Genomic DNA, 14343 nt, shown 5'->3' on the forward strand with positions numbered 1-14343 from the left:
CGCGCGGCCAGTAGCCGGGCCAATGTGCAACTAAAGATGTACATTGGCGGCCAGCCTTAACAAAGCGGTTTACTTGTGAAAAGTGCCTGACTATTATTACTGACACTTAGCCATCTCCCCTTACGACTCAAGGTAATTTCATGTCGCTGATCAACGAATACCGCGCTACCGAAGAAGCCATCAAAGAACTGCAGGAACGCCTGAAGAATCTGTCGCAAGACGACAAACTGAAGAAAGAGCTGGAGTTCGAAGGCAAGCTGCGCGCACTGATGGGCGAATACCAGAAGTCCCTGCGCGACATCATCGCCCTGCTCGACCCGGAAGCCAAAGTCAGCAAGCCCGCTCGCGCCGCCAAACCGGCCGGCACCAAGCGCGCGCGCAAGGTGAAGCAGTACAAGAACCCCAATACCGGCGAAGTGATCGAAACCAAAGGCGGCAACCACAAGACCCTGAAAGAGTGGAAAGCCAAGTGGGGCGCCGACGTCGTAGAAAGCTGGGCCACCCTGCTGGGCTAAGTCCCACGCCTTTCGGTTGCTCAGTGCATAAAAAACGCCAGCCTTGCTGGCGTTTTTTATGCCGCCCCTATTGCCCTGATGCAACGACCGATGCGCCGGGAAAAACCAATAGACCTCGCCTCGTACTCGAGAACACACCCGCTTGTGCGGATGCCCCGGCAAAAGCCTCCCCACGTCCGGCCATGGCCCTACAAGTTACAAGGTTACCGGATGGTCTTTTCGAAATGGCCTCTCTTAGCCCCTTTCAGAAAGACGGTGAAAAACCGCCTAATGCCAGTTAGAACGAGGCCGTCGACACACCTCATCTGCCCGGTTAAAAAGGCTGAAAAAAGTCGCCGAACTGCCGCAGTGCCCACTCAATTAACCCTGGCTCACCGATAAACTCGAGATACACGAGTGCGCCAGACGAATAAACGGCTCACGGCCATACGCCGGGTCCTGCAACTGTGCCGCCAGAAGCCAGTTAAAGACCATAACGCGCCCGCAACCGCTGCGCGTAGTCCCGCCATTCGTTCAATACCGCCTGCTGTGCCAGTGGCGCCGAAGCGAATACTTCGGCCAGCGCGGCCTCGAAACTTGCCAGGGTATTCGGGGCGCCACACTCGATCCGGTTTAAGCGTTGCCGACAGAATTCGTGCCAGCGCTGTTGTTCGGCGGCACTCAGACTGGGGAAGAAATTTCTCGCGCGATAACGAAACAACAATTCCGGCAGCCGCGCATCGTCGAATGGCCAGCTTTGCTTGGCCAAGAGTTGTGGCTCGGCGTTACGCACTTGCTCGCACAAACGCCGATCGCGATCGCCGATAAAACCGTCATACAACTGCTGTTCCGGGTCCTCGCTGGCGGCGAAATCTTCCTCGCCATAGACCTGGGTAAGTTTGTCCTGCCATTGCATTTGCATCTCCGCCAGCAATTTCGCCCGGGCCTGGCAGGTCGCCATATCCAGCTGCAGGCGCTGGATATCCTCGCTACGCAATACCTTCAGCGGCGCCACCACTGGACACCGGTTGATATGCAGCAGCTTCAAGGGCACCGGCAACTCGCCTTCGGCCAGCTGCTCGCGGCGGGTATAGAGGCGCTGGCGCAAGGTTTCCCCGTCTTCGGCGAGCAAGGGCGCGGGATCGGCCTGCAGGTCGCAGACGATCAGGGCATTGCGGTTGCGCGGATGCCAGGCCAGCGGCAGCACCAGGGCCAGATAATGCCGCGCGCCGGCGAAGCGGCCGGAGACATGCACCAGCGGCTGCAGCAGGCGAACCTGATCGAGCACTCGCTGCTTGCTGCGCAGCCGATAGAGGTAGTCGTACAGCTTCGGCTGCTTGTCGCGCAGCAGGCGCGCCAGGGCGATGGTCGCGCGCACGTCGGACAGGGCGTCGTGGGCCTGGCCGTGGTCGATGCCATTGGCCTGGGTCAGGCGCTCCAGCTTGAGGCTGACGCGTCCCTCCTCCTGCGGCCAGACGATGCCTTCCGGGCGCAGGGCGTAGGCGGTGCGCACCAGGTCGATCAGGTCCCAGCGGCTGTTGCCGCCCTGCCACTCGCGGGCATAGGGGTCGAAGAAGTTGCGGTAGAGGCTGTAGCGGGTGACCTCGTCGTCGAAACGCAGGCTGTTGTAGCCGACGCCGCAGGTGCCGGGCTGGGCCAGTTCGGCGTGCACCCGGGTCATGAACTCGGCCTCGCTCAGCCCCCGCTCCGCCAGGCGGCCGGGGGTGATGCCGGTGACCAGACAGGCGGCCGGGTGCGGCAGGATGTCGTCGCTGGGCTGACAGTAGATATTCAGCGGCTCGCCGATTTCCCTGAGGTTTTCGTCGGTGCGAATGCCGGCGACCTGCAGGGGACGGTCGCGTCGCGGGTCGATGCCGGTGGTTTCGTAGTCGTACCAGAAGATGGAGGTCACGGGGCGGTCCTGAGTCGATGGCCGCGGCAGTCTAGCATCCGCGCGCCCCGGGCTTATCGCTGCAGAACCTTGCGCCAGCGCACGTCCAGGCCGGACGGCGCCTTGTCGGCTGCGGCCTGGCGCGGCTACAGTGAGGCTCTCGATCAACCCTCGCGCACAAGGATGTCCCATGACCGACGCCACCACCAACCCCTACGCCGCGCCGACCAGCGACCTCCAGGACGCCCGCAACGACGGTCAGGTGCCCAGCATCGAACAGGCCCTGAGTCGCGGCTACGACTTTCGCATCGGCGATCTGCTCGGCGAGTCCTGGCAGCTGGTCAAGGGCACCAAGGGCATCATCGTCGGCGGTTTCCTGGTGTTCTATGTGGTGATGCTAGTCGCCTCCCTGGTCCTGGGCGGCGTATTCGGCATCCTCGGCGTGGCCAGCGAGGGCTCGGCCGGCGCCATCATCGGCGAACTGCTGGTCGGCATGCTGGCTTCGGCCCTGGCCTACCCCTTCATGGCCGGCATCAACATGGTCGGTATCCGCCGCGCCGCCGGCCAGCCGATCAGTTTCAACGAGATCTTCAGCCACTTCGGCCGCACCCTGCCGCTGGTGATCACCGCGGTGATCATGACGCTGCTGGTGTATGCCGGCATGCTCCTGCTGGTTCTCCCCGGCCTCTACCTCGGCGTGGCCTATATGCTGGCGATTCCGCTGGTGGTGGAGCGCGGCCTGTCGCCCTGGCAGGCCCTGGAAGCCTCGCGCAAGGCCATCACCCAGCACTGGTTCAAGGTCTTCGGTCTGTTCCTGGTGCTCGGCCTGATCACCCTGATCAGCATGATTCCCCTGGGCATCGGCCTGGTCTGGAGCATCCCGCTGTTCGTCATCGCCATGGGCGTGCTCTATCGCACCATCTTCGGCGTGCTGCCGCCGGCCCAGTAAGCGGATACCCTGCCTGCACCGGGCCCGTCGCCGGGCCCGGTTGCTTCCCCGCCCGCCGCTGGCTAGCATCGGGCTTTCTTCGACGCAGTCTGCCGATGTCGCCCTCTCCAACCTCGCCGCCTTGCGCCCACAGCCCACCGCTGGATACCCGCCATCGGGTGGAAACCCCGGAAGGCATCGATCTGATCCTGCGCCCCGCCGGTCTGGTGCCCCGGGCCCTGGCCTTCGCCATCGACCTGGCGATCCGCGGCCTGCTGCTGGCCGCGCTGTTTATCGTCCTCGGTCTGCTCGGCCAGTTCGGCATGGGCCTGGCGACCATCGCGCTGTTCCTGGTGACCTGGTGGTACATGGTGCTGTTCGAGGTACTCAACCAGGGCCGCTCGCCGGGCAAGCAGCTGCTCGGCCTGCGCGTGGTCCACGATGACGGCACGCCGGTCGGCTGGGCCGCTTCGCTGACCCGCAACCTGCTGCGCTTCGTCGATATCCTGCCGTTCGCCTATACCCTGGGCATCCTCAGCTGCCTCAACCACCCGGCCTTCAAGCGCCTCGGCGATCTCGCCGCCGGCACCCTGGTGGTCTACCGCGACACGCCGGCGACGCCCCCCAGCTTGCCCGAGGCCGACCCCGTGCCGTCGCCTTTCGCCCTCAGCCTGGGCGAGCAGCGCGCCTTGCTCGGCTTCGCCGAGCGCACACAGAACCTGTCCAGCGCCCGCCGCGGCGAGCTGGCGGCGATTCTCGCCGAGCCGCTGCAGGTCCCGGCGGAGCAGGCGGAGCAGGCGGAACAACGGCTCCACGGCATCGCCCGCGGCCTGCTGGGGCCGACATGAAGCAGAGCCTGTTCGAGAGCCGTCATCAGGCCGACTGGCAGGCCTTCGCCGCCCAGCTCGAGGCACTCGAGCGCGGCAAGGCCGACGCGGCCCAGTGCACGGGCTTCGCCGCCGCCTACCGGCGCCTGTGCCAGCAGCTGGCGCTGGCCCAGGCGCGGGGCTACAGCAACCACCTGGTCGAACAGCTGCAGCAACTGGCGCTACGCGGCCATCAGCAGTTCTATCGCCACCGCAGTCCGCTCGGCGCGCAGCTGCTCGGGTTCCTCCTCGGCGGCTTCCCGCGCCTGGTGCGGGCCGAATGGCGCTGCGTGCTGGCCGCCAGCCTGCTGTTCTTCGGCAGCCTGCTGGGCATGGGCCTGCTGGTCTACCTGTTCCCCGAGCTGGTCTACAGCCTCATGGACCCCGAGCAGGTCAGCAGCATGGAGCAGATGTACGACCCAGACGCCCGCCGCCTCGGCCGTTTCAGCGAGCGCGACTCGGGCGACGACTGGCTGATGTTCGGCTTCTACATCATGAACAACATAGGGATCGCCTTTCAGACCTTCGCCAGCGGCCTGCTGCTGGGCCTGGGCAGCCTGTTCTTCCTGCTGTTCAACGGCCTGATGATCGGCGCGGTGGCCGGCCACCTGACCCAGATCGGCTACGGCCAGACCTTCTGGTCCTTCGTCATCGGCCACGGCGCCTTCGAACTGACCGCCATCGCCCTGGCCGGCGCCGCCGGCCTCAAGCTCGGCTGGGCGCTGCTGGCCCCGGGACGCCTGCCGCGCGGCGAAGCCCTGCGCCTGGCCGCCGCCCGCAGCGTGCGCCTGGTCGGCGGGGTGATCCTGCTGCTGTTGCTGGCGGCCTTCGTCGAGGCCTACTGGTCGTCGATGACCCTGGCCAGCGCCAACGTCAAGTACGGCGTCGGCGCCGGGCTCTGGCTGCTGGTGCTGGCCTACCTGACGCTGGCCGGACGGGATCGGCATGCGCCTGACTGACGCCAGCGTGGCGATCCGCCCGCGCAGCGCCTGGGAGGCGCTGGACCTCGGCACCCTGCTGGCGCGCCGGCACGCCGGACTGTTGATGGCCAGCTGGGCGCTGGTCAGCCTGCCGGTGTTCGCCCTGCTCTGCCTGCTGCTGTGGGACCATCCCGGCTGGGCGATCCTGGCCTTCTGGTGGCTCAAGCCGGCCTTCGAGCGCCTGCCGCTGCATATCCTCGGCCGCGCCCTGTTCGGCGACACGCCGACCCTCGGCCAGTCGCTCAGGGCCCTGCCCGGCCTGCTCGGGCCGCAGCTGCTGGCCAGCCTGACCTGGCGCCGCCTGAGCCCCACACGCAGCTTCGACCTGCCGGTGCTGCAGCTCGAAGGCCTGTCCGGCCAGGCGCGCAGCGAGCGCCTGGTGGTGTTGGGCCAGCGCGACACGGCGACGGCGACCTGGCTGACCCTGGTCGGCGTGCACCTGGAACTGGCCCTGTGGCTGGGACTGATCAGCCTGTTCTATCTGCTGCTGCCGCAACAGCTGGAGCTGGACTGGAGCTGGCAGAGCCTGATCCAGGCCGGCAGCGGCGACTGGCTGTGGCTGGAGCACCTGTCCAACCTGCTCTACGCCCTGGTGCTGATCCTCTGGGAGCCGGTCTATGTCGCCTGCGGCTTCAGCCTCTACCTGAACCGGCGCACGGCCCTGGAGGCCTGGGACATCGAACTGGTATTCCGTCAGCTGCGCCAACGCCTGGGCAAACTGGCCTACGCGCTGCTGCTGGGCCTGAGCCTGACCCTACTGCAGGCGCCGAGCCCGGCGCTGGCCGCCGACAGCAGCTGTCCGCTGCCCCAGGAAGACCCCCACGGCCCCGAGGCACCGCGCCTGCTCAAGCAGCCCCTGACCAGCCAGGCCGCGCAACAGAGCATCGCCCAGCTCCTCGACGCGCCGCCCTTCGAGCACCGGGAAACCGTCACCCGCTGGCGCTTCGCTGACCCGGACGCGGCCGAGCAGCCGAGCGAACTGGACGTCGAGGCGCTGGTGAAGAAGTTCCTCAAGCTCCTGGAGTTCTGGAAGCATCTCGACACTGTCGCGCTGTTCTTCGAGGTGCTGCTCTGGGCCGGTCTGTCCGCGCTGCTGGCCGTGCTGCTCTGGCGCTACCGGGACTGGCTCGCCGCCTTCGCCGGTCGCGGCCTGCCCCAGCGCCGTCCCGTCCAGGCGCCACCGCAGCAGTTGTTCGGCCTGGAAGTCGCCCCACAGAGCCTGCCGGCGGACGTCGCCGGCGAAGCCGAACGACTCTGGGCCCAGCAGCCCCGCGCGGCCCTCGGTCTGCTCTACCGCGGCCTGCTCAGCCACCTGTTGCATGACTATCGACTGCCGCTCAAAGGCGCTCACACCGAAACCGAGGTGCTGCGCCTGGTCCAGGGCCTGCAACGGGACGAGCTGAACGATTTCAGCCAGACCTTGACCCGTCACTGGCAGAACCTCGCCTACGGCCACCGCCTGCCGCCCGAGCCCCTCAAGGCCGAGCTGTGCGACGGCTGGCGCGGCCTGTTCGCCAGCGGGGGGCAGGCATGAGCCGGCGCCGTCGGTTCCTCCTCGGCGCGGCCCTGACCCTGGCCGCCGGCCTGCTCGGCGTTTACCTGCTGGGGCGCCTGGAACCCTATCAGGAGACCCTTGAGCACGGCCCGGCCCCCGAGGCCAGAGCCAACCCCTACCTGGCCGCCGAGCACTTCCTGCGCCGCCGGGGCCTGCCGGTGCAGCGTGCCGACGACCTGCAGCCGCTGGCCGAACTGCCCAGCGCCGGCCAGACCCTGCTGCTGCTCGGCGACCGCCAGCACATGAGCCCGGCCCAGGCCGAACGCCTGCTGGACTGGGCCGCCCAGGGCGGGCACCTGCTGTTCGTCGCCGAGCGTCTGTGGGACGAGGACGAGCAGGCCAGCGGCGACCTGTTGCTCGACCGCCTGGGCATCCAGCAGTACCAGAGCGACCAGCTCGACGACGCCGACAGCGAAGCCGAGGCAGAGGATGCGCAGCTCGAGAGCCTGGAGGAGCCCAATCGCTACCCGGAGCTGACCCAGCTGTACCTGGAGAACGAGGAGGCGCCGGCCTATATCGACTTCGATACCGACTTCCACCTGTACGACGCGCAGAACCGCGCCCATGCCTGGGCCAACAGCGATGCGGCCACCCACATGCTGCAGCTCTACCACGGCGACGGCCTGATCACCGTACTGAGCGACGCCTGGATCTGGCGCAACGACCGGATCGCCGACTACGACAACGCCTGGCTGCTCTGGTACCTGGCCCAGGACAGCGCCGTGACCCTGCTCTACCGCGCCGACCGCGACGGCCTGATGACCCTGCTGCTGCGCCACTTCCCCCAGGCCCTGGTCGCCCTCGGCCTGCTGCTCGCCCTCGGCCTGTGGCATGTCGGCCTGCGCCAGGGCCCGCTGCAGCAGCCGTCCAGCCCGAACCGCCGGCAGTTGCGCGAACACCTGCGCGGCTGCGCCGACTTCCTCCTGCGGCGCAGCGGCCAGCACAGCCTGCTGCAGGGCCTGCAGCAGGACATCCAGCGCCGCGCACGGCAGCGGCACCCCGGATTCGAACGCCTCGGCGTGGCCGAACAGTGGCAGGTGCTCAGCCGCCTGACCCGCCAGCCGCCCAAGGCCATCAGCCAAGCCATGCGGCCGCTGCCCAAGCAGCGCCTGGCCGCCGCCGACTTCACCCGCCAGGTCGCCCACCTGCAAGCCCTCAGGAATGCCCTATGAGCGAAAACAGCCCCGAACAACCGAGCAGCCCGGTCGCCACGGCCACTCCGGTTCCTGCGCCCGCCCCTTCTGCCGCGCCGGCCAACCCGGCGCAGCAGCGCCAGCGCGCCAGCCAGCTGGCCCAGGCCCTGCGCCTGGAGCTGCAGAAGGCGCTGATCGGCCAGACCGAGGTGATCGACGACGTGCTCACCGCCCTGTTCGCCGGCGGCCACGTACTGGTCGAGGGCGTGCCGGGCCTGGGCAAGACCCTGCTGGTGCGCGCCCTGGCCCGTTGCTTCGGCGGCGAGTTCGCGCGCATCCAGTTCACCCCGGACCTGATGCCCAGCGACGTCACCGGCCACGCCGTGTACGACCTGGCCAGCGAACAGTTCAAGCTGCGCAAGGGCCCGGTGTTCACCCACCTGCTGCTGGCCGACGAGATCAACCGCGCCCCGGCCAAGACCCAGGCGGCGCTGCTGGAGGTCATGCAGGAACGCCAGGTCACCCTGGAGGGCCGCGCCCTGGCGGTGCCGCTGCCGTTCATGGTGCTGGCCACCCAGAACCCCATCGAGCAGGAAGGCACCTACCCGCTGCCCGAGGCCGAGCTGGATCGCTTCATGCTCAAGCTGCGCATGGACTACCCGGAACAGGACGAGGAGCTGCGCATGGTGCGCCAGGTCGCCCGCTCGACCAAGGCCGACATGCTCGAGGTCACCGCGCTGCGCACCCTGCTGCAGGCCAAGGACGTGCTGGCCATCCAGAAGATCGCCAGCGACCTGCCGATCGACGACCAGGTGCTCGACTACGCCGTGCGCCTGGCGCGCGCCACCCGTAGCTGGCCCGGCCTGGCCATCGGCGCCGGGCCACGGGCCTCGATCGCCTTGGTGCGCGGCGGTCGCGCCCGCGCCCTGCTGCGCGGTGGCGACTTCGTCCTGCCCGACGACATCAAGGGCTGCGCCCTGGCGGTGCTGCGCCATCGCGTGCGCCTGGCGCCGGAACTGGATATCGAAGGCCTGTCGGTGGACCAGGTGCTGCGCCAGCTGCTCGACCAGGTGGCGGCACCGCGCCTATGAGCGACTCGACCCTGGGTGAGCCATGAAGCCGTCGCGCCTGCTGCTGGGCTCGATCGCCGTGCTGCTCGGCCTGGCCCTGCTGCTCGGCACCCTGCACGCCCTGGCGATCGCGCTGCCGTCTAGCCTGTCCGCGCTCTGGTGGGGCCTGCTGCTGGCCCTGCTCGGCGCGGCACTGGTCGACGCCCTGAGCCTGCGCCGCCTGCCCTCGCCACGGCTGGAGCGCCAACTGCCCGGCAACCTGCCGCTGGGGCGCTGGCACGAGGTGCAGCTGTGCCTGCACCACGACTACCCCCGCCCGCTGCAGCTGCAGCTGTTCGACCATGTGCCGGACGGCATGGCCTGCGAGCAGCTGCCGCAGGCGGTGGCGCTGCGCCCGGGCCAGCTGACCCGCTGCGCCTACCGGGTGCGCCCGCTGCAACGTGGCCACTTCCACTTCCCGCGCTGCGAGATCGGCCTGCCCAGCCCCTTGGGGCTGTGGCAGGCCCGACGCTACCTGGAGCTGCCCGGGGAAACCCGGGTCTACCCGGACTTCGCCCGCCTCTACGGCGCCCAGCTGATGGCGGTGGACGACTGGCTCAGCCAGCTCGGCGTGCGCCAGCGCCCACGCCGCGGCCTGGGCCTGGAGTTCCACCAGCTGCGCGAATTCCGCGACGGCGACAGCCTGCGCCAGATCGACTGGAAGGCCACCGCACGCAAGGGTGCGCCGATCGCCCGCGAATACCAGGACGAGCGCGACCAGCAGATCGTCTTCCTGCTCGACTGCGGCCGGCGCATGCGCAGCCAGGATGGCGAGCTGGCGCACTTCGACCACGCCCTCAACGCCTGCCTGCTGCTCAGCTACGTGGCCCTGCGCCAGGGCGATGCGGTGGGCCTGGCGACCTTCGCCGGCGAGCACGAGCGCTTCCTCGCCCCGGTCAAGGGCGCCGCCCAGCTCAATGTGCTGCTCAATGCCGTGTACGACCTGCAGACCACCGGCCAGCCGGTCGACTTCGCCGCAGCCGCCAACACCCTGCTCGGCCGTCAGCGGCGCCGCGCCCTGGTGGTGCTGGTGAGCAACCTGCGCGACGAGGACGACGAAGAGCTGCTCGCCGCGGTCAGGCGCCTGAGTCGCCAGCACCGGGTGTTGGTCGCCAGCCTGCGCGAGGAGGTGCTCGACAGCCTGCGCCAGGCGCCGGTGCAGGACTTCGAGGGGGCACTGGCCTACTGCGGTACGGTGGACTACCTCAACGCCCGCGCCGGCCTGCACGAGCGCCTGGCCGCCCACAACGTACCGGTGCTGGACGCCCGTCCCGGCGAGTTGGGGCCGCAGCTGGTCAGCCGCTACCTGGCCTGGAAGAAAGCCGGGGCGCTGTAGCGCGAGCAGAAAAAAGCCCGCGACCAGGCGGGCTCTTCAGGCGATCGCGCGATCAGCGGCGGGCGGACTTGAGCGCTGCGATATAGGGCTCGGCCTGGCGCTGGTCCTGGATCAGGGCGACGAAGTCGTTACCCTGCGCGTCCTTGGCGTCGAGGTCGTAACCGGCCTCGACGAAGAAGCCGAGGAAGCGTTCGAAGTCGTCGATGCGCAGGCCGCGATAGGCCTTGATCAGCTTGTGCAGCGACGGCGGCGTGGCATCGGCCGGCTCCACCTCGAGGAACAACTTGATCGACTCGTCGCCGATCTCTTCGCCAATCACCTGCTTCTTGTCTTTGCGCATCGTACACTCCAGCTCACCAGGCCACACGGGGCCGGCAGTGTACCCCCGCCATGCCCCAGCGCTCAACGCAGGCGCGTAACCGACAAGGCCTCGTATACAATATCTTCACCATTCGCCCGACAGAGGGGCCACCCTTGCCACTGCCCAGCTTCAACGCCCCCAACCTCGGGGTTACCCCGACCGCCTCGGAAGTGATCACCAAGCACCTGCGCGAGGCGATCATCGGCGGCCACTTCGCCGAGGACGAGCCGATCCGCCAGGACGACGTCGCCCGCCTGTTCAACGTCAGCAAGATCCCCGTGCGCGAGGCGCTCAAGCGCCTGGAGGCCGAAGGGCTGGTGGTCTTCCAGCGCAACAAGGGCGCGGTGGTGACCAAGATTTCCGAACCGGAGCTGGCGCAGATCTTCGAGGTGCGGGTGCTGCTGGAGGTGCAGGCGATCCGCCTGGCCGTGCCGAACATGACCGAAGAGACCTTCGCTCGCGCCGAAGGCATCTGCCAGGAGTTCATCGGCGAGACCGACATCGGCCGCTGGGCCGAACTCAACTGGGCCCTGCACGCCTGCCTGTACGAACCGGCGCAGCGGCCCTTCCTGGTCAACCTGATCCGTTCCATCCACGACAAGGTCGAGCGCTACCTGCGCATGCAGATGAGCCTGTCCGCAGGCAAGGACCGCGCCGACCACGAGCACCGCGAGATCCTCGCCGCCTGCCGCGCCGGCGATGCCGACAAGGCCGCCGAACTGATCGAGCAGCACATCATCGGCGTCTGCCGCACCCTCTACGAGCACCTGCCGAACCGGCCGACGCCGAGCTGAGTGCACAGGGCCTGATGCCCGCCTTGCGGGCCTTGGCCTGGATCACTCGGGGCAGCGCCCCGTAGCGGCAAAGCAGGCATCAGTATGGCGCCGCTCTTAGTCCGGGACAGGCCATGCTCCGCTCCGGGCGCCGGTAGAGCACCAGGCGATAGCACAGCAGGCAGATCACCCAGTCGAACAGCAGGGTCCACAGGTTGTGGGACAGGAAGTGCGCCCCCTGCAGCATCCGCCCAATGGAGAAGGTGCTGCCCAGGACGATGGCCAGCACCAGGGCCGCTCGGGCCAGACGCGGGTTTCTGTCGCGCAGGGCGAAGAAGAACGCCAGCAGGGAAAAGCCCGCCGAGGCATGCCCACCCGGCCAGCAACGGCCGGGTTCGGCGCTGGGCGCGCGTTCGCCGAGCAGCGGCGTGAAGCGCTCCTGACCGCCGAATTCGCTCAGGCTCCAGGGGCAGTGCACGCCGGTCAGGGTCTTGAGCGGCGTGACGATGCTGGTGGAAAGCCCCAGGGCGAGCACCAGGTAGCCCAGCTGGCGCCGCCGGCCGCGCAAGGGCGTGGGCAAGAGGCTGAGCACGAAGCCCAGGATGGCCAGCAGGCCGAGCAGGATCACCGCCTGCTTGGCGCGGTCATGCAGGATGTCCTCCAGCCAGAAGCTGTGCTGGCCGATGAAGCCCTGACCCGGCACGTAGAACAGATGCGCCAGGGCGAAATCCACTGGCGCCGGGTCGATCAGCAGCAGAAGGGCCATGAACGCAATGGGGACGCCCAGGGCCAGTGAGAAGTTGAACGGTCGAGAATCCATGAGTGGGCTCCGCGACGGCGCTGTGATCGACAGCGCCGCGATGGTTAGAAAGGGCTAACGCTGGCCGATGCGGGTTGGCCGGGCCGGTTGTGGCCGCCAGGCGATCAGCTGCTTGGCGAACGCGTGGCTGGCGCCCTGGTAATAGGCGATGTTGCGGCTCAGCAGGGGGTCCTGGCTGTCGGCCTGGCTTTCATGGCTTAGGCCCAGCGCGTCGTCGTGGCGGCGCATGCCTTGGCGGGGGCTGAGGATGGCCAGGTCGCGGCCGTCGAACAGGCCCAGATGCTGATAGTTGCCGATCAGGGCGCGGCCCGGACGGTGCTCGTCGGCCAGGACGTTGCGGCCGAAGAAGGTCGAGACGTAGTCCATGTTGAGCAGCCCCAGCAGGGTCGGCGCCAGGTCGATCTGGCTGCTCAGGGTCGACACCTCCCGCGGCGTCACCAGGCCCGGCGCCAGGATAAACAGCGGGATGTGGTAGTTGGCCACCGGCAGGTCTTCCTTGCCGGCGCTGCCGGCGGTGTGGTCGGCCACGAAGACGAACAGCGTCTGGTCGAACCAGGGCTTTTTCCGCGCCTGGGCGAGGAACTGGCCGATGGCGTAGTCGGTGTACTTCACCGCGCCCTCGCGGCCCTCGCCCGAGGGAATGTCGATGCGGCCGTCGGGATAGGTGTAGGGCCTGTGGTTGGAGGTGGTCATCAGCTGCAGGAAGAACGGCTTGCCGGCCGCATGGTCCTGATCGGCGACCTTCAGCGCCTGGGCGTAGAGGTCTTCATCGGCCATGCCCCAGGCGTTCTGGAACTGCATCTCCTCCTCGGCCACGCTGCTCTGGTCGACGATGCGGTAGCCGTTGCCGCCGAAGAAGGCATTCATGTTGTCGAAGTAGCCACGCCCGCCGTAGAGGAAGACGCTGTCGTAGCCCTTGGCCTTGAATTGCTGGCCCAGGCTCGCATAGCCGGTTTCGCGGCCGATGCGCTTGACGATGGAGCGTCCCGGGGTCGGCGGAATCGACAGGGTGATGGCCTCCAGGCCGCGGTCGGTGCGCGTGCCGGTGGCATAGAAGTTGTTGAAGAACAGACTGGTGCGGCGCAGTTCGTCCAGGTTGGGGGTGAGGTCGCGCGGATCGCCGAAGCTGCCCAGATACTTGGCGCTGAGGCTCTCGATGGTGACCAGTACCAGGTTGCGCCGCAGTTCCTGCCCGGGATTGTCGATGGCCCGGCGAATGTCCAGCGGGTCCTGGCCGAGGAAGCGGGCGTTGGCCTCGCTCAGCTCGGCGCGCAGCAGTTCGGCGGCGCGCCTGTCCGGCAGGGTCGCGTAGAAGCGCCGGTAGTCCAGCTCGTTATTGCGGAAGGCGGCGAAGAACTGGAACGGCCCGTTGCTGGCCAGCTCGCGCTGATAGACATTGCCGCCCAGGCCCAGCGGAAAATCCTGGCCGATGGTGCTGCTGTCGACACAGGCGACCAGTACCAGCCCCGCGAGCAGCAGCAGACCCGAGGACTTGGGCAGCAACGGCGCATCCAGGGCGGCGGCCAGCGGACGTCTCAGCAGCGCCGTGGCGCCAATCGCCAGCACCGCCAGCAAGGCCAGCAACGGGTAGATAGGGTAGGACTCGAGGATGTTGTTGATCACCTCCTCCGAGTAGACCAGGTAGTCCACGGCGATGAAGTTGAAGCGCACGCCGAACTCGTCCCAGAACAGCCACTCCGCCACGGCGGTGAACAGCATGGCGAACAGGCTGACGCTGGTCAGGCCATAGAGGAACAACCTGTGGCCCCGGCTGCGCCAGAGGCGCTTCGGGACCAGCAGCAGGTACAGGGCCAGCGGCACCGCCGCGTACAGCAGGAAGCCGAGGTCGTAGACCAGGCCGATGCCGTACAGGCGCAGCAGGTCGAGCGGGCCGGCATCGGCATCGGCCAGATGGCTCAGCAGCAGGACGCTGCGGGTGAGGCAGAACAGCAGCAGCCAACTCAGCAGGAGCAGGCTCAGAAATCTCGGTTGGGCGTAGCGGAGCTGTGGCATCGTATGATCCTGTCGGGATGAACGGGCCGCAGTCTGTCGGCGCCTGCGTGAGGCGTTCGTCAACGGGATGTGAAAAAAGCGTCA

Annotated in this window: 13 protein-coding genes; 9 read left to right on the forward strand and 4 right to left on the reverse strand. The window is 67.9% G+C overall.

Translation table 11 applies throughout. From position 1 onward, the window contains the following. The first annotated feature begins 140 nt into the window (after positions 1 to 140). Positions 141 to 515 carry a histone-like nucleoid-structuring protein MvaT gene (gene mvaT / locus ACSX1C_RS11245; RefSeq protein WP_318645161.1) on the forward strand — a complete coding sequence of 125 codons (375 nt, stop codon included), beginning with the start codon at positions 141 to 143 and terminating at the stop codon, positions 513 to 515. A gap of 463 nt (positions 516 to 978) precedes the next feature. Here mvaT and sbcB read toward each other — a convergent pair whose 3' ends face one another. After that, positions 979 to 2406 carry an exodeoxyribonuclease I gene (sbcB, locus tag ACSX1C_RS11250; RefSeq protein ID WP_439886207.1) on the reverse strand — a complete coding sequence of 476 codons (1428 nt, stop codon included), beginning with the start codon at positions 2404 to 2406 and terminating at the stop codon, positions 979 to 981. Between the two features lie 169 nt (positions 2407 to 2575). Here sbcB and ACSX1C_RS11255 point away from each other — a divergent pair, with 169 nt between their 5' ends. From ACSX1C_RS11255 to ACSX1C_RS11285, 7 genes are all read left to right on the forward strand, one after another. Next, the gene (locus tag ACSX1C_RS11255; protein WP_439886208.1) at positions 2576 to 3334 is read left to right on the forward strand and encodes a hypothetical protein; all 759 of its coding nucleotides are present in this window, start codon (positions 2576 to 2578) and stop codon (positions 3332 to 3334) included. 95 nt (positions 3335 to 3429) lie between these two features. Next, on the forward strand, positions 3430 to 4161 hold the full coding sequence (locus ACSX1C_RS11260) for an RDD family protein (RefSeq protein WP_439886209.1): 732 nt from the start codon (positions 3430 to 3432) through the stop codon (positions 4159 to 4161). Next, positions 4158 to 5138 carry a stage II sporulation protein M gene (locus ACSX1C_RS11265; protein WP_439886210.1) on the forward strand — a complete coding sequence of 327 codons (981 nt, stop codon included), beginning with the start codon at positions 4158 to 4160 and terminating at the stop codon, positions 5136 to 5138. The genes ACSX1C_RS11260 and ACSX1C_RS11265 overlap by 4 nt, the downstream gene beginning before the upstream one ends. Further along, the gene (locus tag ACSX1C_RS11270) at positions 5125 to 6693 is read left to right on the forward strand and encodes a DUF4129 domain-containing protein (RefSeq protein WP_439886211.1); all 1569 of its coding nucleotides are present in this window, start codon (positions 5125 to 5127) and stop codon (positions 6691 to 6693) included. The genes ACSX1C_RS11265 and ACSX1C_RS11270 overlap by 14 nt, the downstream gene beginning before the upstream one ends. Then, on the forward strand, positions 6690 to 7886 hold the full coding sequence (locus ACSX1C_RS11275) for a DUF4350 domain-containing protein (protein ID WP_439886212.1): 1197 nt from the start codon (positions 6690 to 6692) through the stop codon (positions 7884 to 7886). The genes ACSX1C_RS11270 and ACSX1C_RS11275 overlap by 4 nt, the downstream gene beginning before the upstream one ends. Next, positions 7883 to 8938, forward strand: coding sequence for an AAA family ATPase (locus ACSX1C_RS11280; protein WP_439886213.1), 1056 nt, complete (start codon positions 7883 to 7885; stop codon positions 8936 to 8938). The genes ACSX1C_RS11275 and ACSX1C_RS11280 overlap by 4 nt, the downstream gene beginning before the upstream one ends. 22 nt (positions 8939 to 8960) lie before the next feature. Beyond that, positions 8961 to 10292, forward strand: a complete 1332-nt coding sequence (locus ACSX1C_RS11285; protein WP_439886214.1) for a DUF58 domain-containing protein — start codon at positions 8961 to 8963, stop codon at positions 10290 to 10292. Between the two features lie 52 nt (positions 10293 to 10344). Here the strand turns inward: ACSX1C_RS11285 and ACSX1C_RS11290 are convergent, their stop codons facing one another. Then, positions 10345 to 10632 carry a PA4642 family protein gene (locus tag ACSX1C_RS11290; RefSeq protein ID WP_439886215.1) on the reverse strand — a complete coding sequence of 96 codons (288 nt, stop codon included), beginning with the start codon at positions 10630 to 10632 and terminating at the stop codon, positions 10345 to 10347. 140 nt (positions 10633 to 10772) lie between these two features. Here ACSX1C_RS11290 and ACSX1C_RS11295 point away from each other — a divergent pair, with 140 nt between their 5' ends. Continuing rightward, positions 10773 to 11447 carry a GntR family transcriptional regulator gene (locus ACSX1C_RS11295; RefSeq protein WP_404824381.1) on the forward strand — a complete coding sequence of 225 codons (675 nt, stop codon included), beginning with the start codon at positions 10773 to 10775 and terminating at the stop codon, positions 11445 to 11447. Between the two features lie 79 nt (positions 11448 to 11526). Here ACSX1C_RS11295 and ACSX1C_RS11300 read toward each other — a convergent pair whose 3' ends face one another. Continuing rightward, positions 11527 to 12246 (reverse strand): phosphatase PAP2 family protein, encoded by a 720-nt coding sequence (locus ACSX1C_RS11300; RefSeq protein WP_439886216.1) that lies wholly within the window; start codon positions 12244 to 12246, stop codon positions 11527 to 11529. A gap of 54 nt (positions 12247 to 12300) precedes the next feature. Then, positions 12301 to 14259 (reverse strand): LTA synthase family protein, encoded by a 1959-nt coding sequence (locus ACSX1C_RS11305; RefSeq protein ID WP_439886217.1) that lies wholly within the window; start codon positions 14257 to 14259, stop codon positions 12301 to 12303. Positions 14260 to 14343: the final 84 nt, after the last annotated feature.

The organism is Pseudomonas sp. MBLB4123, from assembly GCF_051904775.1.
Taxonomy (GTDB): Bacteria; Pseudomonadota; Gammaproteobacteria; order Pseudomonadales; family Pseudomonadaceae; genus Aquipseudomonas; species Aquipseudomonas benzenivorans_B.